Here is a 25,643-nt window from a genome sequence, read left to right as displayed (position 1 = left end):
CGAAACCGGCGTCACGTCAGTGGTGTTCGATGCTTCGCCGCGGTGTCAGGGGTGGTGAGCGCGGTCCGCGGAGCCGACGACCATATCCGCGATCCGGGCGCCGGCCTGCGCCAGGCTGAACGAGCGGCCCAGCTGCATACGGTTCATCTCCACGCCGAGCGTCTTGCTCACCAGCGCCCCGAATTCGACGGCCATCAGCGAGTCCATGCCGAGTTCGGGCAGCGGCACCGCCGGATCGATGGAGTCGGCCGCCACGCCCATCACGTCCGCGAGCTGCTCGGCGAGCAGACAGCCGACGACGGTGGCGCGCTGGGCCGGGGCGAGGGTGGTCACTTCCGCGCGCAGCCGGGCGAGGGCCGAATCGTCCTCGGCGGCGGCCGCGATCAGCTCGGCCACCCTCGGGGTGCAGGCCAGCTGGGGTGCGGCCAGCGCCACCTTGCTCCATTCGACGGAAATGATCGCCGCCTGGCGCACCCCTAGCCGCAGAGCCTCACCGAGGTATTCGGCGCCTTCGTCCATGTCGATCGCGTCGAATCCGGCGATGCGCAGGTAGCGCTGCACGGTCTCGTCGGAGTCGACCATGCCGCCGCCCGACATCGCGCCCCAGCCGACGCACAGCACTCGCTGACCGCGGCGGGCCAGCTGGTCGGCGAAGGATTGCAACGCCAGGTTGGCCGCGGTGTAGGAGTATTGGCCGATGCCGCCCATGATCGCGCTGCCGGAGGAGAACAGCACGATCATCTCCGGTCGCACCTCGGCGGCGGCCAGCGCGGCGGCCAATGCGCGCGCCCCGTCCAGCTTCGGCCGGAACACCGCGGCGAGACCGGCGCGGTCCATGGCGGCGATGCGCTGATCGTCCAGCACGCCCGCGGCGTGGAAGACTCCGCGCAGCGGGGACCGCGCCGTGTGCACCCGCTCGATCACCGCGCGGACCGCGGCGGCATCGGTGACGTCGGTCCGCTCGACCAGCGCCTCGACGCCTTCCGCACCCCACTGCTCCAGATGGGCGCGGGCGGCCGCGGTGGTGGCGCCATGGCGGCCGACCAGCACCAGGTGCCGGGCGCCGCGCCGCACCAGCCAGCGCGCGGTGGCCAGGCCGAAGGCGCCGAGTCCGCCGGTGATCAGATAGCGGCCGTCCGGATCGATGGATGCCTCCGCAGGGCACGGACGCACCGGAGGCGCCGCGCCGGTCAGGTCGAGCGCGACGCGGCCGATTCGAGTGGAGCGCAGCGCTTCTTCGAACGCGGTGGCCACCTCGTGCACGCCGAACGAGTGATACGGCAGCGGGCGGTAGGTGCCGTCGGCGAGCTTGTCGTCGACCGCTTGGACGCGGGCGAGCACCTCGGCGGGGCGCAGCTTCAGCATCCGGTCCAGGTCGAAGGAGAAGTAGGCGACGTTCTTGTCGAAGTTGCCCAGGTCGAGCACGCCGCCGGTGTAGATGTCGGCCTTGCCGATCTCCACGATCCGGCCGAACTCCGCTACCGCGGCGAAGTTCTGGTGGACGATCTCGCCGGGGACGGTACTGATGACGATGTCCGCGCCCCGGCCGTGGGTGCGGCGCAGCACGTCGTCGACGAAGTTCAGCGACCGCGAGTGCAGCACGTCGTCGGCGCCCTGGGCCCGCACGTAGGCGCGCCGCTCGTCGTTGCTCGCGGTGCCGATCACCCTGGCGCCGTGCAGTTTCGCCAGCTGGACGGCCGCCGCGCCGACGCCGCCTGCCGCACCGTGCACCAGCACCGTCTCACCGGAGCGCACCCGCGCCAGCTCCAGCAGCGCGTACTCGGCGGTGACCATGGAGACGGTGGAGGTGCACACCTCCGGCCGCATGCCGTCCGCAGCCGGGCCGACGACCTCGGCGCGCGCCACGTGGTAGCGCTCGATCATGCCCGGCGAGGCCAGGCCGACGCGGTCGCCGACGCGCGGCTGGGTGACGTCGGGGCCGACCCGGACCACGGTGCCCGCGCCCGCCATGCCCGGCGCGGTGCCGAAATGCGTTCCGGCCAGCTCGTCCGCACCGAGGACGCCGAGCACTTTGAGCGGATCCTTGAAACCCAGGCCGACCGCGGCCATCCGCACCTCGACCTCGCCGGGGCCCGGCGCTCGCCGTTCGGCGCGGCGCCAGCCGAGCTGGGACAGCACCCGGGAGCGCGGGATGTCCAGCGTGAAGTTGGCCTCGGCGTCGAGCAGCGGCGCGGGCCGGTCGAGTGCCGCGAGCCGATCCGGCAGCGCGCGCACCACGGTCGTCGACCATCGCGTGCCGTCGCGGAGGAAGACCTCGTCGGTGCCGTCGGCCGAAAACGCTCCCGGCACAGCCAGTTCGGCGAGCAGGTCGGCCTCGGAGGTCTCCGGTTCGACGTCGACCAGCCGCCAGCGCAGCGGCGGCTGCTCGTTCAGCAGGACGCGGCGGGCGCCGGCCAGCGCGGCGTGATCCGGATCGGGCAGTGCCGTGTCCTCGGGATGCACGAAGGCGCGTTCGGTGACCACGGTGACGTGGACGGAGCCGTCGCCGGTCGGTGGGCGCGGCGGCCGCTGCGCCGCATCGGCGAAGCGCTCGACGATCAGCGCCAGCCTGCTCAGCAGCCACAGCTCACGCACCGGATCGGCGCCGGTGCCCGCGAGCACGCACACGTGGATCCGCTCGACGCCCTCCGCGGTGTGCGCCACGTGCAACCGCTCCCGCAGTACGTTCTCGAATGCGGCGCCGAGCGAATCGATGTCGAGCACCTCCGCGCGGGTGGAACCCCGCGTGATCTGCTCCACCCTGCTTCGCCGCGCGCCCGCCAGCGGCACCACCACGGTGTGGGCGTGGGCGGCCGAAGGCAGGGCGGAGTGATCGATCGGATCGCGCGGCGTCCAGCGCTCCTCGTAGTACAGCTGTTCCAATCGGCGCAGCGGACCGTGGCCGAACGGCACGGCCCGGAACTTCGCGCCCACGATCTGCAACACCACATCGTGCCCGGCGTCGAGCACGGTGACGTCGGCGCACAGCGGCGCGGTGAGCCGCGCGACCACGACCGCGCGCCTCGGCAACGGAGCGAACATGCGCACCGCGGCCGCACCCACCGGGATCATCGCGCCCGCCTGCCGCGGTCCGCCCGCGTCGCCGAGCGAGACGACCTGCCAGGCGGCGTCTAGCACACACGGATGCGCCAGATGACCGGTGCCGCCCGCGATGGCGGCGTCCACGCTCGCCACGACGGTGTCGCCGTCCACCCACGCCGCGCGGACCAGCCGGAACGACGGACCGTGCGCGACGCCGGTGGCGGTGAGACCGGCGTACAGCGTGGCGGGCTCGACCGATGTCATCGCCGCGGTGTCGGGCACGACGATCCGGGGCGCGTCGATCGCGCCTTCGACCAGCCGGCCGGTGGCGTGCGTCGTCCACGTGTCGCCGATCGCGCCGCGGGAGCGGATGGTGAACCGCCGCGTCGATTCCTCGACCCGCAGTCGCACGACCGGGACCTCACCCCGCTCGATCACCAGCGGCGCGACGAAGCGGACGTGCTCGACGGCGGCCACACCGGCGGTATTCGGCGCGCCGAACTGCACGGCCGCCGCGCTCAGCGCCGCGTCCAGATAAGCCGTGCCGGGCAGGATCCGGGCGCCGTCGACGACGTGGTCATCGATCCAGGGCAGCAGCTCCGCGGCGATCTGGACCGTCCAGTGCCGCTCCTGGTCCGGGCTCGGGTCGCCGAGCATGGTGTACGGGCCGGGTGTGCCGTGCAGTCGGTGGCCGAACTCAGGGAGGTCGGCGCGCAGGCGCTTGCGCTGCCAGGGGTATCTGGGCAGCGGCAGATGGGGTGCGCGGGTTTCGCCGATCACCGCGCCGACGTCGAGCGCGTCCGCGGTATACAGGTCGGCGATCACCTGACGCATGCTGTGGTCGTCGGGCTGCTTGCGGTCGAGCGTCGCCACGCCGGTGCCCTTCTTCCCGGTGTGCAGCAGCACCTCGCGGATGTTCGCGCCGAGCACCGGGTGCGGACCGACCTCCAAGAACACGCGTCCACCCGCGGTGATCGCCGCGCGGATCGCGTCGGCGAAGCGCACAGGCGCGCGGACGTTGGCACACCAGTAGCCCGCGTCCCAGTCCGCGCCGGTCACCGCCGCGCCGGTGACGGTGGAGAAGAGGGGAATTTGCGGCTTGCGCGGCGCGAGGGTGGCCAGGGCGGCGCGCAGCTCATCGAGGATCGGATCCATCAGCGCGCTGTGGTACGGCGCCTCCACCTGAAGGCGCTTCGCGAAAACGCCGCGTTCGCCGAGATGGTCGGCGATCTCGGCCAGCCGGTCCACGGCGCCGGAAAGGGTTACGGAGGCGGGGCCGTTGTACGCCGCGACGTCCACACCGTCGCCGATCAATCGTTCGGCCTGGTCGGCGGACAGGCCCACCGCGAGCATGCCGCCGGTGCCCGCGGTGGTCGCCTGCAGACGGGCGCGGTGGTAGACCACCGCCACGGCGTCGTCGAGTGACAGCACACCGGTGACATACGCCGCCGACACTTCGCCGACGCTGTGGCCGACGACGGCAGCGGGCCGGATACCCCGTGCCACAAGGGTTTCGAACAGCGCCACCTGGAGCAGGAAATTGGCGGACTGAGCGAGTTCGGTCGCGATGCCCCGGGATTGCGCCTCCGGCCGGGCCAGCTCGGCGCGAATCGACCACCCGGCCAGCGCGGAGAACGCGGTGTCGACGCGCTCGGCCGCCGCGGCGCACACGGGGTCGGTGGCAAGCAGGTCGCGACCCATGCCCCACCATTGGGGGCCCATACCGGTGAACACGAAAACCGGTCCGGCGCCAGGGTTTCCGGTGACGCGCACCGGGGCCCTGCCCTCGCCTGCGGCGAGACCGCGGAGGTCGGCGGCCAACTCGGCGGCGTCGGTGAACGGCAGGCCGACCCGGAACGGGTGGTGCTTGCGTCTGGTCCACGCCGCCGCGGCGAGATGATCGAGGTCGACGCCGCGATCCAGGAGTGCGGCGAGATCATGCGCCACCGCACGGACGGCCTGATCGCTGTGTGCGGACAAGGCGAGCACGCCACGATGCGCGGGCAGCGATGTCGCCGCGGCCGGGCCGGGCCGGTGTTCCCGCAGGATGGCGTGCGCGTTGCTGCCGCCGTAGCCGAATCCGTTGACCGCCACCGTCATCCGGTCGACTCGGGATGCGGGGGGCGCGGCCTCGCGCTGAATCGTGAGCCGCAACCTGTCCAGATCGATCTCGGGGTTGAGCTCGTCGTCGAGCCAGCCCTGCGGAGGCAGTGTGCGGTGCGAGATCGCCAGCGCGGATTTGATGACGCTCGCGATGCCCGCGGCGGCTTCGGTGTGCCCGAGGGTCGCCTTCACCGACCCCACCGGGAGGGGCGTCGAACGGCCTTCGACCGCACCGTAGGCGCGACCGATCGCGCGCAGTTCGAGCGGGTCGCCCACCGGGGTCCCGGTGCCGTGCGCTTCCACGTAGGTCACTTCGTGCGGCGCGATGCCCGCTCGCGCGCACACCGATCTCGCCAGCGCCTCCTGCGCGTCCGCGTTCGGAACCGTGATCGCGGTGGTGCGTCCGTCCTGATTGGCGCCGGTCGCCGCGAGCACCGCGTAGACCCGGTCGCCGTCGCGTTCGGCGTCGGCGAGCGGTTTCAGCACCACCATGCCGGCGCCCTCGCCACGACCGTAGCCGTCCGCGCTCGCCCCGAAGGCCTTGCTGCGCCCGTCCTCGGCGAGGAAGCCGCCCTTGCACATCGCGACGAAAGTGCCCGGTCGCAGCATCAGATTCACACCGCCGGCCAGCGCGGTCCGGCAGTCGCCGTTGGCCAGCGCCTGGCAGGCCAGATGCAGGGCGACCAACGAGGACGAGCAGGCGGTGTCCACGGTCAGGCTGGGACCGTCTAGGTCGAGTGCATAGGAGATCCGGTTGGACAGCATCGTGTACGACGCCCCCGCGCAGGAGTGCATGTCGATGTGCGGCAGAGCGGCGCCGGTGAACCCGCCCGCGAGCTGGTCGAGGGTGAAGGCGCCGACGTAGACGCCGACGGAGGCCTCGGCCGTGTGGCCCGCCATGCCCGCGTCGTCGAGCGCCTCCCAGGCTACCTCCAGGACGAGTCGCTGCTGCGGATCCATGGCCGCCGCCTCGCGCGGGGAGATACCGAAGAAGTCGGGGTCGAAAGCCCACGGATCGGTGGTGAGGAATGCCGCCCGCTTGGTGTACATGCGACCCGGCGCACGGTGGTCCGGATCGTAGTAGCGGCGGTTGTCCCAGCGGTCGGCCGGAATCTCGGTGACCGCGTCGCGCTTCCCGATTACGAAGTCCCAGAACGACTCCGGTGAGTCGATGCCACCCGCGTAGCGGCAGCCGATACCGACGATCGCGATGTCCGACACGGATCGTGCTCCTTCAAACAGGTCGATGGCCGGTTGTCCGAGCTGCGGATGCCGTCAGCCTCCGGCCGTGCGCGGGCTGTGCGGCAGCCACGGGTCATCGGCGACGAACGCCTGATCTGCTCTCGAAACAAGCCAGGTTACCTACTGTTTCGTCGCGGAATGGACGACAACATGCTCGAACGTTTCGCCCACCACTGACCCTCGCGACGTGCTGCACTGGCCCCACCTGAGCAGCTAATCATCATTTACAAACAGCAACGTACACCAATCGGATCCGACATGCACCCGGTGACTTGCGGCCGTGCTTTCGTGGTCGCGCCACAGCGCTGCGGGGGTGCGTGAATCCGGGGGCGCGACACCGAGAAAATCCGTTGTTGCGGCCCCGGTGGGACCGTAATGTCGCTGAGGTTTGCCCACCGATCGACGAAGGAGATCCGATCATGGAACCCGTCACCGAGCGCGACATCAGGTCGTCGTTCGTCAACTGTTCGAAAGGAGACGCCAAGCGGCTGCCCGTGCCGCGGGACCTGGCCGAGCGGCCCTGGGCCGACCTGGACTTCCTGGGCTGGAGCGATCCGTCCTTGCCAGGGCGTGGCTACCTGATCGTTCCGCGGGAAGACCGCCTGGTCGGCGTCGCGCTGCGCTATCCCACCGGTGGCACCGGCCGGGCGCAGATGTGCACGATCTGCCTGACCACCCACACCGGCGGCGGGGTCTCGCTGATGACCGCGCACAAAGCCGGAGAATCCGGGCGCCGGGGTAACTCGGTCGGCACCTACATGTGCACCGATCTCGCCTGCTCGCTGTACGCGCGCAACAAGAAGCGGCCCGCGCTCGGCAGCCGGTACCGCGAAGACCTCACGCCCGAGGAGAAGATCGAGCGGGTGCGCGAGAACATGACCACGTTCCTGGCGAAGCTCTACGCCTGATCCCTCACCCCCCACCAGGCAGCCGCCGCGCTGCCCGCCCGAACGGAGGTAGATGCCATGTGCCGATACTCGAGGACCGCACGGTCGAGTCACCCCGAGTCACCCGACTGCGCTCGGGGTGGCCGTAGTTCCTCGCCGGTCGAGTAGGCCCGGATCGGCCGGACCGTCCCGTCCGGCGAGGAACCACGGCTACGCACGCGCTGGCTCGCCGTGTCCGAGTGCGGGAGTGCCCATACCTCCCGGAAGCTCGGCGCGCCAGGAACCAGATCGGGCAGATCGGGTATCGCTTCCGCGTCGGCGGTGAGCGGGGCGATGATCGCCGGGATACGGGCATCGCACGCATGTCCCGGTGCTGGGAATGCTCAGCCCGGTGCGTCCTCGGTTTCGTGCACCGTCAGCCAGCGGACTCCCTCCGGGTCGTCGGTGGTCAGCACGGCCGTCACGCGGCGGCGAGTGACGTTTCCGGCCGCCCGGTGCGTCTCCAGGAAGCGCACGACCGCGATGCCGCCGGACCGCAGCAGTTCTTCGACGTCCGAGACGTCGATGGACAACCCGGGCACGGCGTTACGCGCGCCACGGACACTCGTGATCAGCGCACTGCGTCCCAGCACTTCGCCGCCGGTCGTCACCATGCTGAACCGCTCGTGCTGCGCCGCCGCGAACCGCTCGAACACCTCGGCCTGCGCTGGCGAGCCCAGCCATGTCGCGAGGTCGGCGTGCAACCGCTCGACCGCGTCGACCAGATCGACACCCATTCGCGGCATCGTACGCCTGCGGCCGTTCGTCAGCTTCGAGCCCGGATCTCGAACGCCAGTCGGCTCACCAGCCGCCGTACGGAACGGTGATCAGCTCCAGGAAGTGACCGCTGGGATCCAGGAAGTACATGCCGCGACCGCCGTCGTTGTGGTTGATCTCGCCCGGCCGCCGCTGCTGCGGATCGGCCCAATGGTCGAGGCGCTCGCGCTGGATCTTGGCGTAGGCGGCGTCGAATTCGGTCTCGGAGACCAAGAACGCGTAATGCTGAGGCTGGATTTCGGTGACCTGCGGCGGCACGTTCGCGAAGTCGAAGGTGACGCCGCCGGGCAGCGAGAGCGGAATGAACGGTCCCCATTGCGTTCCGACTTCCAGTCCCAGGATGTCCGCCCAGAATGCGGCGGATACCCGGTGGTCGTGGCAACCGACAATGGTGTGATCGAATCGTACGGACAGTGGAATTTCTCCTCTGGTGCGTGACGATCCCGACCCCGGGCTCGGTACAAGGCGGCCAACGGGAGCACCGTCACGGTCGGCCAACCTAACACCGGTCCGCGGCCCGCGCCAGTCCCGGAAGAGATGTGCCCGAACCGGTGCGGGCGGTAGCGTCGGCGGAATGAAGATTCGTGGAGCAGTCCTGGAGCGGATCGCGGCGCCGGCGCCGTTCGCCGAATCGGCGCCGATCACCGTATGCGATCTGGAGCTGCACGAGCCGGGGCCGGGCGAACTGCTGGTTCGGATCGAGGCGGCGGGGCTGTGCCACTCGGACCTGTCCGTGGTGGACGGCAACCGGGTGCGCCCGGTGCCCATGCTGCTGGGCCACGAAGCCGCGGGGCGGGTGGAGGCGGTCGGTCCCGGTGACGGCGACATCGCGGTCGGGCAGCGCGTGGTCATGACCTTCCTGCCCCGCTGCGGCGAATGCGCGGGTTGCGCGACCGACGGTCGCACCCCCTGCGTGCCCGGCAGTGTGGCCAACAATGCGGGTGAATTGCTCAACGGCGGGCGGCGATTGTCCCGTGCGGGCGCCGAGGTGCACCACCACCTGGGCGTTTCCGCTTTCGCCACGCACGCGGTGGTGGATCGCCGGTCGGTGGTCCCCGTCGACGACGACGTGCCCCCGGAGGTCGCGGCCGTGCTCGGCTGCGCGGTGCTGACCGGCGGTGGCGCCCTGCTGAATTCGGCGCGACCGGGCACGGGGGACCGGATCATGGTCGTCGGTCTCGGCGGCGTCGGTATGGCGGCGGTGCTGGTCGCGGTGTCGCTCGCCGCGGAGGGACACGAGGTGATCGCGGTCGACACCGTGCCGGAGAAGCTCGCCCTCGCCCGGGAATTGGGCGTTCACGCCGCATATACCCCGGCCGAGGTCGCCGAGCTGGGTGTGCAGGCGGAGGTGGTGGTCGAGGCCGCGGGCAACGTCCGTGCCTTCGAGACCGCCGTCGCCGCGACCGCGCCCGGTGGCACGACGGTCACCGTCGGATTGCCCGCTCCCGATGCCCGCGCCGCTATCTCGCCCTTGGCCCTGGTCGCCCAAGGCCGATCCATCGTCGGCAGCTACCTCGGCTCGGCCGTGCCGTCCCGGGACATTCCCGAGTACGTCCGCATGTGGCGGGCGGGACGTCTGCCGGTGGAGCGGCTCGTCTCGGCGCACATCGGACTCGACGAAATCAACCGCGCCATGGACGAACTCGCCGCGGGACACGCCTTGCGTCAGGTCATCGTCTTCGACTGATCCGGCTCGGCCGGTCGTAACCGAGCATCCCTGCTCAGTCGGCAGGCCGGTCCATCTTCTCGACGAATCGTTCGAGCAGGCGAGCGAAGTCGGCGCGCTCGGCGGAAGTCCAGTCCGCCATCGCGGCGGCCATGGCGGCGCGCCTGCCTGCTGTGGCCTCGGCCACGGCCCGGCGCCCGGCGGCGGTCAGGCGCAGGACCGAACGCCGTCCGTCGCGCTGATCGGCGACACGCTCCAGTAAGCCGGAGGTGACGGCTTGGGCCACCAGTCGACTCGCCCTCGGCTGATCGACGCCGAGTGCGGGAGCGAGTGCGCCGACCGTGTCCGCCGCGCCGTCGGCGACGGCGTCCAGCACGCGGAACACCGCCACGGGGATCGCGCCGTCGCTCAGCGCACCACGCGTCTGCCTGCGCCGGATCCGGGCCATCGCCGCTTCCACGGCGGCGGTGACGGCATCGTGCTCGTCCATTCGTCTACTCTGTCATATCCGACATTTATATGTCATAGTGCATGTACTTGTTTACATGCATGTATAGGAGTGGTGATGGCCATCCAGCGCGGCATCGGTTACTGGCTCGTGGAACTCGATCGACTGATCAACCAGCGCTTCGATGAAGACCTCGCCGCGGGCGGGTTCAGCCGCCGGCGCTGGCAGACCGTGCAATCGCTCGCGGAGGGCCCGCAGCGCGCCGACGACGTCCGCGACGCGCTCGACACCTTCTGGACCGACGACTCCGAATGGCCCACCGAATTGGCCGAACTCGTCGCCGCCGGGTTGGTCGCCGACGAGGAAGGCGTGCTGTCGCTGACCGAGGCGGGCCGCGTCGCCCACGACGAGGCCTTCGTCCGGATCGCCCGGCGCAGGCGGCAGATGGCGGAGGGAATCACCGGCGAGCAGTTCGCCGAGACCATGCGGTTGCTGCAACAGATGGCCGCGAATCTCGCGGGCGCATCGAGTGCGGAGGTCGGCGCAGCACAGCCGGTGCGATAAGCGGCTCGCTCGCCCGCGCGGGCGGCGGAAGGAGTGGGGACGGCCGGGCCCATTAGGCTGATCCCCGACCGAAGCGGAACGAGGAGGTGCGGTGACCATTCGGGTCGGAGTGCTCGGAGCGCGTGGCAAGGTTGGACAGGCGATCTGCGCGGCGGTGACGGCCGCGGAGGACCTGGAACTGGTCGCCGCCGTCGACAAGAACGATTCGCTGGATTCGTTCACCGCCGCGGATACGCAGGTGGTCGTCGACTTCACCCACCCGGACGTGGTGATGGGGAATCTGAAGTTCCTGGTGGAGTACGGCATTCACGCGGTGGTTGGCACCACCGGGTTCGACGAGTCCCGCTTGGCCGAGGTGCGCGGCTGGTTGGCCGGACGCCCGGAGGTCGGCGTGCTGATCGCGCCGAACTTCGCCATCGGCGCGGTGCTGTCCATGCGCTTCGCCGAGCAGGCCGCCCGGTTCTTCGAATCGGTGGAGGTCATCGAGCTGCACCACCCCAACAAGGCGGACGCGCCCTCCGGCACCGCCTACCGCACCGCAGGCCTGATCGCCGCGGCCAGGGACAAGGCGGGACTGCACCGCAGCCCCGACGCGACCACCACCGAACTCGAGGGCGCGCGCGGCGCCGACGTGGACGGGGTACGGGTGCATTCGGTGCGCCTGGCCGGTCTGGTCGCCCATCAGGAGGTGCTGTTCGGCACCCAGGGCGAGACCCTCACCATCCGGCACGACTCGATCGACCGCTCGTCGTTCGCTCCGGGCGTGCTGCTCGGCGTGCGGGAGATCGCGAACCGCCCCGGCCTCACCGTCGGACTCGACCCGTTCCTCGACCTGTGAGCGTGCGCCGGCTGTCGCGCCCGGCGGTGCCGAACCGCGGCGGTGCACGATCGTGAGCGGCTCCGAGCCGTCCGATCGGAAGGGCAGCGGGGACGTCGTCAAGGTGGTCGCGCCGATCGCGGCGCTCGTCCTGGTTCTCGGCTTCTATTTCCTGGTGCTCGGCCGGATCGCGGTCAGCCTGATCGTTTCCGGCGACGTGGCGGCGATCGTCATCGGCGTGGGCGTGCTGATCCTGCCACTGCTGGGCGTGTGGATCGTCGTGGCCACCGTGCGCGCGGCTCTGGCGCATCAGCACCTCGCGCGGCGCATCCACGACGAGGGTCTCGAGCTCGACACCTCCGCGTTGCCCCGCCTCCCGTCCGGCCGCATCGAACGCGCGGCCGCCGACGAACTGTTCGCGACGGTCAAGGCGGAGTGGGAGGCCGACCCGGACAATTGGCGCGTCTCCTACCGTCTCGCTCGCGCCTACGACTACGCGGGTGACCGCACCAGAGCCCGCGAGACCATGCGCCGCGCGGTCGCGCTGGAACGGCACGAGCGCGACACCCTCTGACCGCGCGGGGCCGATACCATCGCAGGGTGGCCCGGTTGCTGATCATCCATCACACGCCGTCCCCGCATATGCAGGCGATGTTCGAGGCCGTCGTCTCCGGGGCCACCGACCCGGAGATCGAGGGCGTGGAGGTCGTGCGTCGCGCAGCGCTGTCGCTGTCGCCGACGGACGTTCTGGAGGCCGACGGGTACGTGCTCGGCACCCCGGCCAACCTCGGGTACATGAGCGGCGGCCTGAAACACGGACTGGATGTCATTTACTACCCCTGCCTCGATTCGACCCGTGGCCGCCCGTTCGGGGCGTACTTCCACGGCAACGAAGGTACCGAGGGCGCGGAGAAGGGCGTCACTTCCATCACAACCGGGCTGGGGTGGGTGAAAGCCGCAGAGTACGTGGTGGTCTCGGGTAAGCCATCGAAAGCTGACCTCGAAGCGTGCTGGGAACTCGGCGCGACGGTCGCCGCGCAGTTGATGGGATAGGACGATTTGTATCAGCCGGAGGTGGGGCAATGAGCGAACAGCGGAGTTGGAAGGCGAACTGGGCTGTGGAGCGTGAAGAGCGGCTGGCGCACCTTGCCGAACTACCGGGCAAAGAACACCACGAACGACTCGAAGCCCTGAATCGAGTCTCGCGATTGTTCTCGACCAACGGCACTGAGTTGTCCGACCATATTGGGACGTTTGTCGGTACCGACAGGCATGTAAACGAGCTTCCAGATGAGTTCGAACATGAGGCTGTGCGCCTGTTCCACAACTACGTCGCGTCGGTTGCCACTCTCCGCGACGTCCAGCGCAGCACCCATCGTAAGGTCTGGCCTGAGCGACTTCCTGATGAACAGCGGCGCGACCGGAACGACAGCAGAACGATCTGGGAGGTCAGCACGTATGAGCCTAAGGTGACCGAACTGTTCGGCGTTGACGACATCAAGTTCCTGTTCGACCTCCGGAACTTCACGGTGCACTACTCGGCACCGATGATGTCGATCGGGACGACTTGGAGCCATCGCCCGCCCGGTCGGATGGAGTGGATCAACACGGTTGAACTCAAACGCTCGGAGCTGGACAAGTTCTCCAGTTGGGGAGGTCCTGCAAAACGCTTCCTCAGGACGCAGGAGCAAGACGTCGAGTTTCTTCCTCTCCTTGAGAAGTACTCTAAGCGTGCCCGTCAGTTCTACGAATGGTTTTGGAACCAGGTGACACTGGCCGTGCGCAGCGAGGTTGATGAATATGTTTGTAAGAGTAGCGAATTCGCGCGGTGGCTTGCCGAAGAAATGGCGAAGCCTGATTGGGAACCGCGACAGGGCGGTATGCCCATTCCGGGTTCGCTTCGCCGCAATCGGGCGCGTGCTCACCTGGACCGATGTGGTTATGGCACCACCGGCTGGGGTGGTATCGCAGTTGATTCGCATGGCGCCGCGGTCGTCGGGGAGTCTGACTGGCCCCCGTTGCCGCAGGTTGGCAAGTACAGATTGACCGACAATCAGAACTCTGGACGCATGTGAGGAGGTAGCGACGCATCAAACTCAGCCTTCGAGCGGATACGGAGTTGTCGCATGGTGGGAGCGGTCCAGCCGTCCTCGCCGGGCGTCGGACCCCAGTCGTCCAGCCACCACTGCACGAGCCCGAGAACGCTATCCGTGGACCTGCCATCGGGCCATGTGGCGAACTCGATTCCGAACTTGCGGAGCGCAAAGATGCAGTCGTTTACGTAGCTCAGTCCAGCTAGAACCTCTCGCGCCTCCTGCTCGGTGATGGTTACGGTCACCCGGTTATGCCTTGCCCACCCGTTGCTGGTCGACATCTCGTCCGGCTCGCGATATGGCACTCGCAGCAAGGTCACGGACTGGTCGGGCGTCGTCCCGTCAATGGATTTGAAGTGCAGCATGTGACCAAGGTTGTCGCGCATTGCCTTGGCACGCTTGCACTCTTCTGTCCAGATGGTGTTGCCGGGCAGCCGAAGGTTGGTCTTCTTTGCGATCCTCCGCATGTCCCGAGCGACATTCTCCCCATCAGGGTGGGGGAATGGTGGCTCGATTGGGGGGTTCTCGTGCAGAACATAGTGGAAGAACCTGACCTGCTCGATCACGGTCTCCCACGCGCCGCATACCTGCCACAGCAGGCGCTCGATCACCGAAGAGGGCACCCACAAGCGATCTGCTGCTCGCTGATTAGCCTCGATGGTTTTGCGGACCTCGTCCAGCTCTGCGGCCAAGTTGCGTTCGGGTTCTTGTTCGGACGCGGCGTCATCGGCGGTGCTCACTCGATCACGGTAGGCGTTGGAAGCTGAACAGCGGGCACGCGTTTTCCGTGGGAACGCCGCCAGTTGCTCCTCCGCCTTCGCATGGTTGGCCGGTAGCCTCGGCAGCGGCAGAACAGCCAACCATTATCCAAGGACTCGCAAGGGCCCAGGATGGGCGAGGGCGCTCGGTCAGCGTGAAGGCCTCCGGCCGCGCCCAAGTGTCAGACCTTCAACAGCGCCTTGACTCATGGGTCGGGGCGCTGTGCTGTCTGCGGAATATCCGAGGACACAGCACGTTTCGCGTGCATTGTGGCTCAGACAGCTGAGTAGAGGTCCCGGAACGCTTCGCGCACCACGGCAGCGTCCGGCGCGCCCTGGTCCTCGATCCCCGTCACCACCTCGGCCACCCGCCAGTAGTGCGAGTGCACCAGGCGGCCGGACTCCACCGCCTCCAGCGCGACGCTCGCGGCCTCCTCCGGCTTGTCCGCGGCGACCAGCGCGCGGGCCAGGTCCAAGTTGGCCATAGCGATGCGGCGCGGCCGGGAGGTCGGGGCCGACGTGAGGTCGGCCAGCACGTGCCGGGCGTAGGACTCCGCCGCCGGGTCACCCAGCCAGGAGAGCGTGGTGGCTACGTAGGCGTCCGACTTGGCGGGGTCGTACCGGAAGTGATGTTCGGGCCGATCGGGGATGCTCAGCCCCGACACCAGGTGCGCCACCCGGCGCAACGCTCCGTATGTGCCCTGGCGGTCTCCGAGCCGCGCGAGCGCGCGACCTTCCTGAGCGGTGGCCTGGATGTAGGCCGAACTGTTCTCGGGCGCGAGCGATTGCGCTGCGCGGGCTAGATCCGCCGCTGCCGCGTACTCCCCGCCGGTGAGCTGCTGCCAGGCCCGGGTCTCGAGGCACCACGCCGCGATCTCGCGGTGTCCGGCCTCCTCCGAGAGCTTCCACGCCAGGTGTCCCCGCGCGGCGGCGTCGGTGGTCAGCCCGAGGTCGATATGGCAGGTGGAGCCCAGCAGGGCCAGCCACGCCACCACGGTAAGGAGACGGCGGTGCTGGGCCAGGGTCATGCGCCCGTCCATCAGCCGACCGGCATAGCCCAGGTGCCGCCGGATACGCACCAGGAGTTCGACCGGCGGCGTGGTGGGGTAGGCCGACGCCAGGTCATCCACGGCCGCCTCCAGCCGCTCCAGGGTGTCCCCACCCAGGTCCGACCTCGCCACGCGCGCCAGCCACTCCGCCGCCGCCTGCTGGACGTCCTGCGGCTCCACGAACAGCGCCGATCCGACTCCCAGCGCATCGGCGTAGGCGCGGACGTGCTCGGGCTTGATGGTGCGCTGCCCGGTCTCAAGCAGACCCAGCAACGGCTTGCTGTAGTGGGTGCGCGCGGCCATTCCGGACAGGCTGAGCCCGGCCGCCTCACGCGCGGCGCGCAGCTGCTCACCGGTGACGTTCTCCCGGTTGGGGTCCATACGTTCCACGGTATCCGTGCTTTGTAGACGGTAGTAGACCGCGATCCGGTACCTGCCCGAATTCTTCGGCCATAGCGTCGTTTTCAGCCCCGCCGCCGAGCCGAACGCGCTTCCCCAGCGGTGGGTGCATTCCAACCGGACCAAGGGAAGGAGGCGGCCGTGGATCTCCCCGTGAGACGGACCGCTGAAGATGTGCGGAAGCTGGCGCTCGCGCCCACTGACGGCCCGCGCGGCTACATCCACCACGACGACGGCTCGTGGTCGTTCGTCGGTAACGACGGATGGCCGGTCAGCCCGGAGGACTACTACGCCGAACTGGATGCCGACAGGGCCGCCGTCGCGGCCGCGACATGCGCACCGGTGGACGCAGAGCTTCTGACCGCAGTCCTTCGTGGTCTGACCACGATCGACGTGGAGCCGATCTCGGTGCGAGACCCGGAGGTCTGACGATGTGGATCTTGCTCGGATGGGTGCTGGTCTTCGCACTGCCCGGGGCCGTGATAGTCGGGGTGGTCTTCTGGCCCGAGCGCATTCCGAAGGACCGGACGGTGGAGGCGATCCGGCAGCGCATCGAGGACGAAGGCGAGCCGGGCGAGCACCCCGGCTACTAGACCACGTACACAGACCGAGACCCCGGCCGGGAGCTATCCGGCCGGGGCCTCGGCGTTTTCAGGGTAGCGAGGTCCGCCGCCGTCGGCGTGGTTCACCGCTGCCCGGCTCCGGCACGGCTACCGTCCGGGCCATAATGACGTATGTCATAGCCCTTCAGTCATGTGGTCGCGCGGTCGACTCAACCACGTTCGGAAGTGGCGGAGGTAGGGAGCACACATCAGCGGGCTATGCCTGGCACGCTGTCGCTTGGCCCGACCCGCTACGGTGCTGGGAGCTGGGCGCCACGCTCGCCGCGGGGCTGATGGCCTGAGGCCCCCGAATTCTGGTGTCTGACCATCGCGCACCATTACCCGGCATACTGTCTGCGATCGTTGTCGCGGTGGGGATGTGTACGAGTAGCTCGGGATGGGAGAGCCAGGTGACGTGGGCCGAAGGGGGCGAGAGCACGCCGCGCCGGATCGGATTGGTCGAGGACCATGAATCCGTCGCGATAGGTCTCGCCGCGATGCTTGCGCCGGAGACCGATCTCGATCTGGTGCTGACCGCGGGCACCGTCCCGGAACTGCTCGCCGCCACCGACGGCGCGCCGAAGCTGGATCTGGTGGTGCTGGACCTGCGGCTGGCCGACGGTTCCTCGCCCGAGGACAACGTGCGGGCCCTGCGCGGCCGCGGCATCGAAGTGCTGGTCTTCACCGGTGCCGACAACGCCTTCCTGGTGCGCTCCGCCGCCCGCGCGGGCGTACTGGGTGTGGTGCGCAAATCCGAGGACGTGCCGACCGTCGTCGCCGCCGTGCGCCGTGCGGCCGGCGGCCAGCAGGTGGTCACCACCGACTGGGCGGCCGCCATCGACGGCGACCCACAACTGTCCACCGTGGGCCTGAGTCCGCGCCAGGAAGAAGTGCTCATGCTGTACGCCTCCGGCGAGAAGGCATCCAGGGTCGCGCGGTTGACCGGCCTGTCGGAGCAGACGGTCAACGACTACCTCGGCCGGATCCGGCAGAAGTACGCCGACGCGGGTCGTCCGGCGCCGACCAAGACCGACCTGTACAAGCGTGCGGTGGAGGACGGCTGGCTGCCGGTTCCCGAGCGGCATCCCCGCGGATGATCGCGTCCAGCATGCTGGACGCCCCGCCGCACTCACGCTCCCTTCCGCGCGAGCGGCCCCATGCGAGCCGTTGGCGCCGTGGAGTGGTCGCGCTGTCCAGGGAGAAGGCCTCCGAAGGCGCCGCCGACCGCATCTTGCGCAGGCTCGGACTGGCCATCGGCATCGCCGGGGTGATCGCCGCGATCGTCGAGCTGCCCGAGATCGCCGATCAGAGCCGCTTCGTGCCCGTCCGGTGGACGGTCGTCGAGGTGGTGCTGGCATTCGGGCTGTTCCCGGTGCTCGCGGTCGTCTCGGTCGGCATGAGCCGGCGCGTGATCCAGCGGGTCGCCGGGGCGGCGGCGGTCAGTTTCCTCGGGGCGATGGCGGTGGTCCCGTTCGCGTACGCCGTGCCGGATGCCGAAGGCGCGGCCTCGGTGTGGCTGTACCGGGTCCTTGCGCTGGGCGTCCTCGCGGCCGTGCTCGCGTGGCGTCCGCCGCTCGCCGTCGCCTACCTGGTGGTGGGCGCGGCGTTCAGCGCGCTTTCGAATCTGGTCGTGCTGCCCGACACCACAGCGCTCGCGCTGCTCGGTGATTTCGCCAGGGCGGCCGGACTGAGCGCGCTGTTCCTGTGGTGCGTGATCTACGCCAGGGCCGCGGCCGCCCGGGTGGATCGTGAGTCGGCGATCGAGAGCAATCGGGCGGCGGCGGTCGCCGGTGCGGCGGCCCGGGAGCGGGAACGCGCGCGCTTCGCCGCGTTGATTCACGACGCCGTGCTGTCGACGCTGCTGGACGCCTCGCGGGCCGGGACCGAATCGCCGGTACTGCGCCGCCAGGCCGAACGGACGCTGGAACAACTCGACGAGTGCCGGGTCGGGGAGCCCGAACCCGACCGGCTGGACGCGCAGTCGGCCATCGGATTCCTCCGCTCGGCCGTGCACGAGGTGAACCCCGGCATCCGGTTCACGACCCGCCGCTGGGCCGGATTCGACGATCTGCAGTTGCCGGTGGACGCCGCCAGCACGATCGCGGCCGCGCTCGCCGAGGCGGTGCGCAACAGTTTGCGGCACGCCACCGTCGCCGGGCGCGAGGTGCGCCGCACCGTCACTGTGACAATCAGCGCGGGTGGTATTCGAGTCGTCTTCCGGGACGACGGCGCGGGTTTCGACCTGAGTGCGGTGCCCGTCGATCGGCTCGGCATCTCGGTGAGCATCCTGGGCCGCATGCGTCAGCTGCCGGGCGGTGCCGGGTTCGTGGAATCGGAGCTGGGCGAGGGGACGACCGTGACGCTGGTGTGGGGCGGACATGGCTGAGCGGGAGACCGAATTCGGACTGCGCGATCTGCTGGGGCTGCGCGACCGGGCGGCCTGGCTGTTCCTGGTCATCCTCGAAGCCACCATCGTGCTGTACATGATCCGGAACTTCTCGGAATCACCGGTCGCCGCCGCGGTCGCCGCGCTGGTCGTCCTGGCACTGGCCGGCGTCGTGGTGCTGGTGGCGCCGAACGATCCGCTGCCCTGGCCCGCCACCGTGTTCGTCACCGCCGCCGGGCCGCTCGCCACGACCCTGACCTCGTTCGACGTCGAACACGGCTGGTCGAAGCAGGTGTGGACGGCGTTCGCCGCGTCGTATGTGCTCGCCGTTCTGGTGCTGCGCGGACGGCTCGCCGCCGCTTGGCTCGGTGTCGCGGGGATCGGCGTGGTGATCGCCGTGGTCGGCGTGGTCGCGGGCCTGCGGGTGGGCGTCGTCGTCGGTTCCATCGTCCCGGTGGCAACGGTGGCCGGGGTCTCCCTGTTCGCGGCGATCATGCGCCCGACCCAGCGTTCGCTGCGGCTGCTGCGCGAGGAAGCGGCCATGCGCGCCGCCGCCGAGGCCGCGATGGCCGCGGAGAACGGGGAACGCACCCGTCAGCTGGCTCGGTTGGACGCGGTGGCACGCCCGATCCTGGAACGCATCGCCGACGGCGACGAACTCACAGCCGCTGAACGGGAACAGTGCAGGCTGCTGGAAGCCGAACTGCGCGACGGTCTGCGAGCCCCGCAGCTGGCCACCGACCAGCTCAGCAGCGCCGCCCGTGGAGCCCGCTCCCGTGGCGTCGAGGTGATCCTGCTCGACGACGGCGGATTCACCGGCGTCCCGCATCGGGTACGCCAGCAGGTGATCGCCGCCGCCACCCGGGAACTGGACGCCGCGAACGAAGGCTCGGTCACCGTCCGCATCCTCCCGACCGGCCGCCGCATCCTGGCCACCGTCCTGGCCACCGCCTCGGACCGGGACCGCCGCACCGAGATCGACGCCACCGGCACGGTCACCGTCTCGACCTGAGTCTCCGACGCGGCTCCCTGGGGAACGAGGCGATACTCGCGCGTGTGCTGTCCGCATTCACGACGTCGCCGGTCGAGCTGTTTCGGGAGCTGGTCGCCCGCACCCGGGAGTAGCGGACGACTTCTAACCACACGCGCTCGTGCCTCGGCGGATCGATGATCAGTGGCCTTCCCCTGCCATCGCGGATTCAGGCGACACGCTCCGGCCCGACGCAACCACATTGGCTCAGCTCCCGGTTCCGAGCGAAGCGAGACCTAGCATGCGCCGTTCGCGGCCCGGCTCGCGTTTGCGCGGCCGCCGCGTAGGCGACGAAGGAGCAAGCGGCGGTCGCGCAAACGCGAGCCACAAAGGGGCCGCGAACACCCGGCGCCGAAGGCGCTGGAAAACCAACCCTGTCGGTGGCTCATGGCATCGTTGCCCCATGCGGAAGATGGGTGCGGCGGCGGCGCGGCGAACGGCGTTGGCGGCGCAGGGTTTCGGGGCGCGCAGGCCCGGTCGGGTCACACGGCGGACGGTGCTCGGAGTATTGGACCGAACTCAGCTGCTGCAGCTGGATTCGGTGTCGGCGGTGGTGCGGGCGCATTACGCTCCCGTGTTCAGCCGGATCGGTCCCTACGACCGCACCCTGTTGGATCAGGCCGCGTGGAGCAATGGCACCCGGCGGCCGCGGGCGCTCGTCGAATACTGGGCGCACGAGGCCGCGCTCATCCCGGTCGAGGACTGGCCGTTGCTGCGTTGGCGCATGCGGCAGTACGAGCACGGGCGCTGGTCCGGTATGCGCAAGGTGGTCGAGCGCAATCCCACGCTGGGCAAGGACATCCTGGATGTGATCACCGCGGTGGGGGCGGCCACCGCGGGCGAGGTGGAGCGCCATCTCGAGCTGGACAAGCCGCGGCCGAAGGGCTCCTGGTGGAATCTCAGCGACACGAAGATGATCTGCGAGCAGCTTTTCGCGGCGGGCGCCCTGTCCGTGGCCACCCGCGTCGGGTTCACCAGGCACTACGACCTGACCGAACGGGTGTTGCCGCCGGAGGTGCTGGCGCGCGAGGTGTCCGAGCAGGACGCCATCCGGGAGTTGGTGCTGCGCGCGGCCACCGCGCACGGCATCGGCACCGAAGCGGACCTGCGCGACTACTACCGCCTGCACCGCACCCAGACCGAGCCCGCCATCGCCGATCTGGTGGACGCGGGCGAGTTGATCCCGGTGGAGGTGGCGGGCTGGGATAAACCGGCCTACTTGCGGGCGGGCGCACCCACACCGCGCCGTGTCGAAGGCGCCGCGCTGTTGTGCCCGTTCGACCCGCTCATCTTCTTCCGGGCCCGCACCGAGCGGATTTTCGACTTCCACTACCGCATCGAGATCTACACCCCCGAACACAAACGGGTGCACGGCTATTACGTCTTCCCGTTCCTGCTCGACGGTGAGCTCGTGGGCCGCGTGGACTTGCGCGCGGAGCGTGCGAACGGCCGGTTGTCGGTGCCTGCGGTGTTCGCCGAACCCGGCTACGACACCCCGGCCACCGCCCACGCCCTCGGTGGCGCGCTGCGCGAGCTGGCCGATTGGCTCGAGCTGGACGAGGTCGCCGTGGGCGATCGCGGCAATCTCGCCGCGTTGCTGTAGCGCGACTGGGTCAGCTGTCGCGTTTGGGCCCGTACCCGCGCATCTGGTCGCGCAAGGCGCCGTGGACGGCGCTCGACAGCCACGAGTTCAGGGACTGACCGCTCTGTGCGGCAGCCTCTTCCGCGCGTGCCTTCATCTGCTCCACCAGTCGTAACGTGACCCTGCTGATGTCTCCGGTCATCTCCTCGAAGGTGGGTGGCTCGTCGCCGACCGTGCTCTTGCGCACATCGATCGCGGCGTCCGTGCCGTCCACCGACACGTGCACCGTTCGGTCGCCGAGCGCGGCGCTGACCTCGGCGGCGAGGTCCGACAGCGCGGCGAGCAGCATCAGGCGGGCCGGCCCCTCCGTCGCCGCGGCCAGTGCCGCCGCCGTGGCCTGGGTCTTCTCGTCGCCGAGCGCCGCGGCGGCGATCAGGTTCTCGCGCAACCGGCTGGTGTACTTGTTCAGATCCATGATGTCAGTGTGACGCCATTATTGATGTCGAGCAAGCGGCGATTTGACATCATCGTAGCGTCGCCGATATGGATTCGCGTCTTTGTTGCGGCCTGATCGCCGACGACGGTGTCGAGGGCGTGTCCCAGACCGGGTAGCCTTTCTGACCATGAAGAACGGTGAATCGACGCCAACGGAGCTGCGTGCGTCCGGCACGGTAGGTGTCGCGATGGTGACCCCCTTCAGTGCCGACGGCAAGCTCGACGTCGATGCCGGGGTCGCGCTCGCGGCCCGCCTGATCGACCGCGGCGTCGACCTGCTCGCGATCTCGGGTACCACCGGTGAATCGCCGACCACCACCGAATCGGAGAAGGCGGACTTGCTGCGCGCCGTCGTCGACGCCGTGGGCGCGCGCGCGACCGTGATCGCGGGGGCGGGTACCTACGACACGGCGCATTCGATCGAGCTCGCGCGCAACGCGCAGCGGGCGGGTGCACACGGTTTGCTCGTGGTGACGCCCTACTACTCGCGGCCCTCCCAGGAGGGACTGCTCGCCCACTTCACCGCCGTCGCCGACGCGACCGACCTGCCGGTCACCCTCTACGACATCCCGGGACGGTCGGTGGTGCCGATCGCCAGCGACACCATCCGCAAGCTCGCCGAGCACCCGCGCATCGTCGCGGTCAAGGACGCCAAGGGCGATCTGAACATGGGCGCCGAACTCATCGCGAGCACCGGCCTGACCTTCTACTCCGGCGACGACGCGCTCAACCTGCCCTGGCTGTCGGTCGGCGCGGCCGGCTTCATCAGCGTCATCGGGCATCTCGCGCCCGAACGGCTGCGCGCGCTGCTGGAGGCGTATACGGCGGGCGAGGTGGTGCGCGCCCGCGAGATCAACACCACGCTGCTGCCGCTGCACGCCGCGATGGCCAGGCTGGGCGGCGTCGCGATGAGCAAGGGCGGACTGCGGCTGCTCGGCATCGAAGTCGGTGAGCCACGACTTCCGCAGCTGATGCCGACCGGCGAGCAAATCGAGATGCTCGCCGCGGACCTGCGAGCGGTCGGAGTGCTTTCGTGAGCGAGCCCCTATCCCGTCGCCGCCGTCGCAGCTCCTCCCGCCCCGCGGGAGCGCCCGCCCCCTCCGCTCCTGCGGAGCAGGTGACGCGGGCCGAGTCGCCGGAGACCATCGCGCTGCCCGAGCCCGCGCTCGACGAGACCACCGTGAACGCCGAGTCCGTCGTGCGGGCCGCGGATCCCGCGCCCGCGCAGGCGCGCCGGGCGTCGAGGACGCAGGATGCGGCGCCGCGGCGAGCGGGCCGTGGACGTGCGCAGTCCGGGGTCCGGCGGGCCGAAGAGCCGCCGCCGCAGGCGGATCCGATCGCCGCGCACGACCGCCTCGGCGCCCCGCCTGCCCTGCCCCAGAACGGCCTGCGCGTGTTCGCCCTCGGCGGCATCGGCGAGATCGGCCGCAACATGACCATTTTCGAGTACGGCGGCAAACTGCTGATCGTGGACTGCGGCGTGCTGTTCCCGGAGGACCAGCAGCCCGGTGTCGATCTGATCCTGCCGGACTTCCGTCCCATCGAGAACCGGATGGACGACGTGGTCGCCGTCGTGCTCACCCACGGCCACGAGGACCACATCGGCGCGGTGCCGTTCCTGCTGCGGCTGCGGCCCGACATCCCGGTCGTCGGCTCGAAGTTCACTCTCGCGCTGGTCGCCGCGAAGTGCCGGGAACACCGCCTGCATCCGAAGCTGGTCGAGGTGACCGAGGGGCAGCACACCACGCACGGCCCGTTCGGCTGTGAATACTTCGCGGTCAATCACTCCATTCCCGATGCGCTCGCCGTCGCCATCCGCACTCCGGCCGGCGTGGCCCTGCACACCGGTGACATCAAGCTCGACCAGCTTCCGCTGGACGGGCGGCTCACCGACCTGGCCGGATTCTCCCGGCTCGGTGACGAGGGCGTCGACTTGTTCCTGGTGGACTCCACCAATGCCGAGGTCCCCGGCTTCGTCACGCCCGAGCGCGAGATCGGTGGCGTGCTGGACTCGGTCATCGGCAAGGCGCGCGGCCGGGTGATCGTCGCGTCCTTCGCCAGTCACGTGCACCGCATCCAGCAGGTCGTCGACGTGGCCCAGAAGTACGGGCGACGGGTGTGCTTCGTCGGCCGCTCGATGGTCCGCAACATGCAGATCGCCCAGGATCTGGGCTATCTCACCGTGCCGGAGGGCGTGGTCGTCGACCTCGATGTCGCCGCGACCCTGCCCGGCCACCGCCTGGTGCTGATCTCCACGGGTTCGCAGGGCGAGCCGCTGTCGGCGCTGTCGCGGATGGCGCGCGGTGACCACCGGCAGATCAACATCCGCCCCGACGACCTGGTGGTGCTGGCGTCCTCGCTCATACCCGGCAACGAGAACTCGGTGTTCGCGGTGGTCAACGGCCTGGCTCGGCTCGGGGCCACGGTGATCACCCAGCAGAACGCGAAGGTGCACGTCTCCGGGCACGCCTCGGCGGGTGAACTGCTGTACCTGTACAACGCGGTGCGCCCAACCAATGCGATGCCGGTGCACGGCGAGTGGCGGCACCTGCGCGCGAACGCCGCGCTGGCGGTGGCCACCGGCGTGCCGCAGGAGCGGGTGGTGCTCGCCGAGGACGGCGTGGTGGTCGACCTGGTCGACGGCATCGCCTCGGTTGTCGGCCGGGTGCCGGTGGGCCACGTGTACGTCGACGGGCTGTCGGTGGGCGATGTCGGGGAGTCGACGCTGTCGGACCGGCTGGTGCTCGGCGAGGGCGGTTTCATCTCGATCACCGTCGCCATCGACGAGACCACCGGCAAGGCGGTGAGCACTCCGGAACTCAGCGGACGCGGCTTCTCCGACGATCCGACCGCGCTGCTCGACGCGGCGGAACTGGTGGAAGCCGAACTGCTGCGGCTGGCGGGCGAGGGCGTCACCGACACCCACCGGATCGCGCAGGGCGTGCGCCGTGTCGTCGGCCGCTGGGTGGCCGAGACCTATCGTCGTCGCCCGATGATCGTGCCGACCGTCATCGGCGTCTGACCTCCGGACCACGAAAAAGCGCCGGACAGCTCAGCTGTCCGGCGCTTTTCACGCGAGTGGCGGGCTTACTCCTGGCAGGCCGCGGACTCGATCTTCGCGCTCTTGACGATGTTGCAGGCGAAGGTGTGGTCGACCTTCCACTGGCCGCCCTCGGAGACGAACTGGATGAACGCGTCGTCCACCGGGGTGCCGTCGATGGTGACCTTGGCGTCGGCCTTGAGCTTGCCGTCCTTCGGGTCGCCCACGTTGGTGACCTCGACGGCGACCTTCTGCTTCTTGGCGGCGTCGACGAGGTTGGCGACCAGGTAGGGATCCTGCTCGGCGGCCTGGATCCAGCTGATCTTCTCCGCGTTCGGCACGTTCGGATCGAACGCCTTCTGCAGCCGCTCGTTCAGCTGCTGCACGGAGGGCTTGGCCAGCGCGGGCGAGGACGGGGTGGTCGGCGCGGAGCCGGTCTCCTTGTCGCCCTTGTCCGAGCCGCCCTCCAGTTCACCCGCCGCGTGGCTGGGATTGGCGCTGGTGCTCGGGGACGAGGAGTCGTCGCCCGAGGCGCAGGCGGTCAGCGAGCAGGCCGCTGCGGTGAGGACGACGGCCACGGCGGTCCGGAAAATGCGATGCTTCACGATGTTTCCTTCGTCTCGT

At 69.6% G+C, this 25,643-nt stretch carries 23 protein-coding genes; 15 read left to right on the top strand and 8 right to left on the bottom strand.

The window, feature by feature from the left end:
- Positions 1-45: 45 nt before the first annotated feature.
- Positions 46-6,366 (bottom strand): type I polyketide synthase, encoded by a 6,321-nt coding sequence (locus IU450_RS08295; RefSeq protein WP_195149163.1) that lies wholly within the window; start codon positions 6,364-6,366, stop codon positions 46-48.
- A gap of 440 nt (positions 6,367-6,806) precedes the next feature.
- Between IU450_RS08295 and IU450_RS08290 the strand changes: the two genes are divergently transcribed.
- Complete coding sequence (locus IU450_RS08290; RefSeq protein ID WP_195149162.1) at positions 6,807-7,295, top strand: FBP domain-containing protein; 489 nt, start codon at positions 6,807-6,809, stop codon at positions 7,293-7,295.
- Positions 7,296-7,657: 362 nt separating this feature from the next.
- Here the strand turns inward: IU450_RS08290 and IU450_RS08285 are convergent, their stop codons facing one another.
- Together IU450_RS08285 and IU450_RS08280 are read right to left on the bottom strand one after the other, a co-directional pair.
- On the bottom strand, positions 7,658-8,050 hold the full coding sequence (locus IU450_RS08285; protein ID WP_195149161.1) for a DUF4440 domain-containing protein: 393 nt from the start codon (positions 8,048-8,050) through the stop codon (positions 7,658-7,660).
- 64 nt (positions 8,051-8,114) lie between these two features.
- A complete protein-coding gene (locus tag IU450_RS08280) occupies positions 8,115-8,504 on the bottom strand; it encodes a VOC family protein (RefSeq protein WP_195149586.1) in 390 nt (129 codons plus the stop codon).
- A gap of 160 nt (positions 8,505-8,664) precedes the next feature.
- Here IU450_RS08280 and IU450_RS08275 point away from each other — a divergent pair, with 160 nt between their 5' ends.
- Positions 8,665-9,777, top strand: a complete 1,113-nt coding sequence (locus IU450_RS08275) for an alcohol dehydrogenase catalytic domain-containing protein (protein ID WP_195149160.1) — start codon at positions 8,665-8,667, stop codon at positions 9,775-9,777.
- A gap of 34 nt (positions 9,778-9,811) precedes the next feature.
- Here the strand turns inward: IU450_RS08275 and IU450_RS08270 are convergent, their stop codons facing one another.
- Positions 9,812-10,246 carry a MarR family winged helix-turn-helix transcriptional regulator gene (locus IU450_RS08270; RefSeq protein ID WP_195149159.1) on the bottom strand — a complete coding sequence of 145 codons (435 nt, stop codon included), beginning with the start codon at positions 10,244-10,246 and terminating at the stop codon, positions 9,812-9,814.
- A gap of 75 nt (positions 10,247-10,321) precedes the next feature.
- Here IU450_RS08270 and IU450_RS08265 point away from each other — a divergent pair, with 75 nt between their 5' ends.
- The 5 genes from IU450_RS08265 (at position 10,322) to IU450_RS08245 (ending at position 13,660) form a co-directional block, all read left to right on the top strand.
- Positions 10,322-10,768, top strand: a complete 447-nt coding sequence (locus IU450_RS08265) for a hypothetical protein (RefSeq protein WP_195149158.1) — start codon at positions 10,322-10,324, stop codon at positions 10,766-10,768.
- A gap of 91 nt (positions 10,769-10,859) precedes the next feature.
- Positions 10,860-11,606 carry a 4-hydroxy-tetrahydrodipicolinate reductase gene (gene dapB, locus IU450_RS08260; protein WP_195149157.1) on the top strand — a complete coding sequence of 249 codons (747 nt, stop codon included), beginning with the start codon at positions 10,860-10,862 and terminating at the stop codon, positions 11,604-11,606.
- Between the two features lie 52 nt (positions 11,607-11,658).
- Positions 11,659-12,159 (top strand): hypothetical protein, encoded by a 501-nt coding sequence (locus IU450_RS08255; RefSeq protein ID WP_181720483.1) that lies wholly within the window; start codon positions 11,659-11,661, stop codon positions 12,157-12,159.
- Positions 12,160-12,185: 26 nt separating this feature from the next.
- A complete protein-coding gene (locus IU450_RS08250) occupies positions 12,186-12,638 on the top strand; it encodes a flavodoxin family protein (protein WP_195095707.1) in 453 nt (150 codons plus the stop codon).
- Between the two features lie 29 nt (positions 12,639-12,667).
- Positions 12,668-13,660 (top strand): hypothetical protein, encoded by a 993-nt coding sequence (locus IU450_RS08245; RefSeq protein ID WP_195149156.1) that lies wholly within the window; start codon positions 12,668-12,670, stop codon positions 13,658-13,660.
- Here IU450_RS08245 and IU450_RS08240 read toward each other — a convergent pair.
- Positions 13,639-14,418, bottom strand: a complete 780-nt coding sequence (locus IU450_RS08240; protein WP_195149155.1) for a hypothetical protein — start codon at positions 14,416-14,418, stop codon at positions 13,639-13,641. The genes IU450_RS08245 and IU450_RS08240 overlap by 22 nt on opposite strands.
- Positions 14,419-14,711: 293 nt before the next feature.
- A complete protein-coding gene (locus IU450_RS08235) occupies positions 14,712-15,866 on the bottom strand; it encodes a helix-turn-helix domain-containing protein (RefSeq protein WP_195149154.1) in 1,155 nt (384 codons plus the stop codon).
- Between the two features lie 171 nt (positions 15,867-16,037).
- Here IU450_RS08235 and IU450_RS08230 point away from each other — a divergent pair, with 171 nt between their 5' ends.
- The 6 genes from IU450_RS08230 to IU450_RS08205 all read left to right on the top strand — a co-directional run bounded on the left by IU450_RS08230 (position 16,038) and on the right by IU450_RS08205 (position 21,505).
- A complete protein-coding gene (locus tag IU450_RS08230) occupies positions 16,038-16,313 on the top strand; it encodes a hypothetical protein (RefSeq protein WP_195149153.1) in 276 nt (91 codons plus the stop codon).
- 2 nt (positions 16,314-16,315) lie between these two features.
- Positions 16,316-16,477 (top strand): hypothetical protein, encoded by a 162-nt coding sequence (locus tag IU450_RS08225; protein ID WP_195149152.1) that lies wholly within the window; start codon positions 16,316-16,318, stop codon positions 16,475-16,477.
- Between the two features lie 386 nt (positions 16,478-16,863).
- Positions 16,864-17,583: a response regulator gene (locus IU450_RS08220; RefSeq protein ID WP_416382846.1), complete on the top strand. Its 720-nt coding sequence runs from the start codon at positions 16,864-16,866 to the stop codon at positions 17,581-17,583.
- Positions 17,580-18,872, top strand: coding sequence for an ATP-binding protein (locus tag IU450_RS08215; RefSeq protein ID WP_195149150.1), 1,293 nt, complete (start codon positions 17,580-17,582; stop codon positions 18,870-18,872). The genes IU450_RS08220 and IU450_RS08215 overlap by 4 nt, the downstream gene beginning before the upstream one ends.
- On the top strand, positions 18,865-19,884 hold the full coding sequence (locus IU450_RS08210) for a hypothetical protein (RefSeq protein ID WP_195149149.1): 1,020 nt from the start codon (positions 18,865-18,867) through the stop codon (positions 19,882-19,884). Before IU450_RS08215 ends, IU450_RS08210 begins: the two co-directional genes overlap by 8 nt.
- Before the next feature lie 421 nt (positions 19,885-20,305).
- Complete coding sequence (locus tag IU450_RS08205) at positions 20,306-21,505, top strand: winged helix-turn-helix domain-containing protein (protein WP_195149148.1); 1,200 nt, start codon at positions 20,306-20,308, stop codon at positions 21,503-21,505.
- Positions 21,506-21,515: 10 nt separating this feature from the next.
- Here IU450_RS08205 and IU450_RS08200 read toward each other — a convergent pair whose 3' ends face one another.
- On the bottom strand, positions 21,516-21,959 hold the full coding sequence (locus IU450_RS08200; RefSeq protein ID WP_195149147.1) for a hypothetical protein: 444 nt from the start codon (positions 21,957-21,959) through the stop codon (positions 21,516-21,518).
- 148 nt (positions 21,960-22,107) lie between these two features.
- On the opposite strand from IU450_RS08200, the gene dapA reads away from it, so the two are divergent.
- Both dapA and IU450_RS08190 read left to right on the top strand, forming a co-directional pair.
- Positions 22,108-23,016, top strand: coding sequence for a 4-hydroxy-tetrahydrodipicolinate synthase (gene dapA, locus IU450_RS08195; RefSeq protein ID WP_195149146.1), 909 nt, complete (start codon positions 22,108-22,110; stop codon positions 23,014-23,016).
- A 161-nt stretch (positions 23,017-23,177) separates the two neighbouring features.
- The gene (locus tag IU450_RS08190) at positions 23,178-25,001 is read left to right on the top strand and encodes a ribonuclease J (RefSeq protein WP_416382855.1); all 1,824 of its coding nucleotides are present in this window, start codon (positions 23,178-23,180) and stop codon (positions 24,999-25,001) included.
- A 65-nt stretch (positions 25,002-25,066) separates the two neighbouring features.
- On the opposite strand, the gene IU450_RS08185 is transcribed toward IU450_RS08190, so the two are convergent.
- A complete protein-coding gene (locus tag IU450_RS08185; protein ID WP_195149145.1) occupies positions 25,067-25,624 on the bottom strand; it encodes a hypothetical protein in 558 nt (185 codons plus the stop codon).
- Positions 25,625-25,643: the final 19 nt, after the last annotated feature.

It is taken from the genome of Nocardia abscessus, assembly GCF_015477775.1.
In the GTDB taxonomy this organism is placed as follows: Bacteria; Actinomycetota; Actinomycetes; order Mycobacteriales; family Mycobacteriaceae; genus Nocardia; species Nocardia abscessus_A.
The sequence above is the reverse complement of the archived record's forward strand: the minus strand, read 5'-3'. Positions and strand labels throughout refer to the sequence as shown.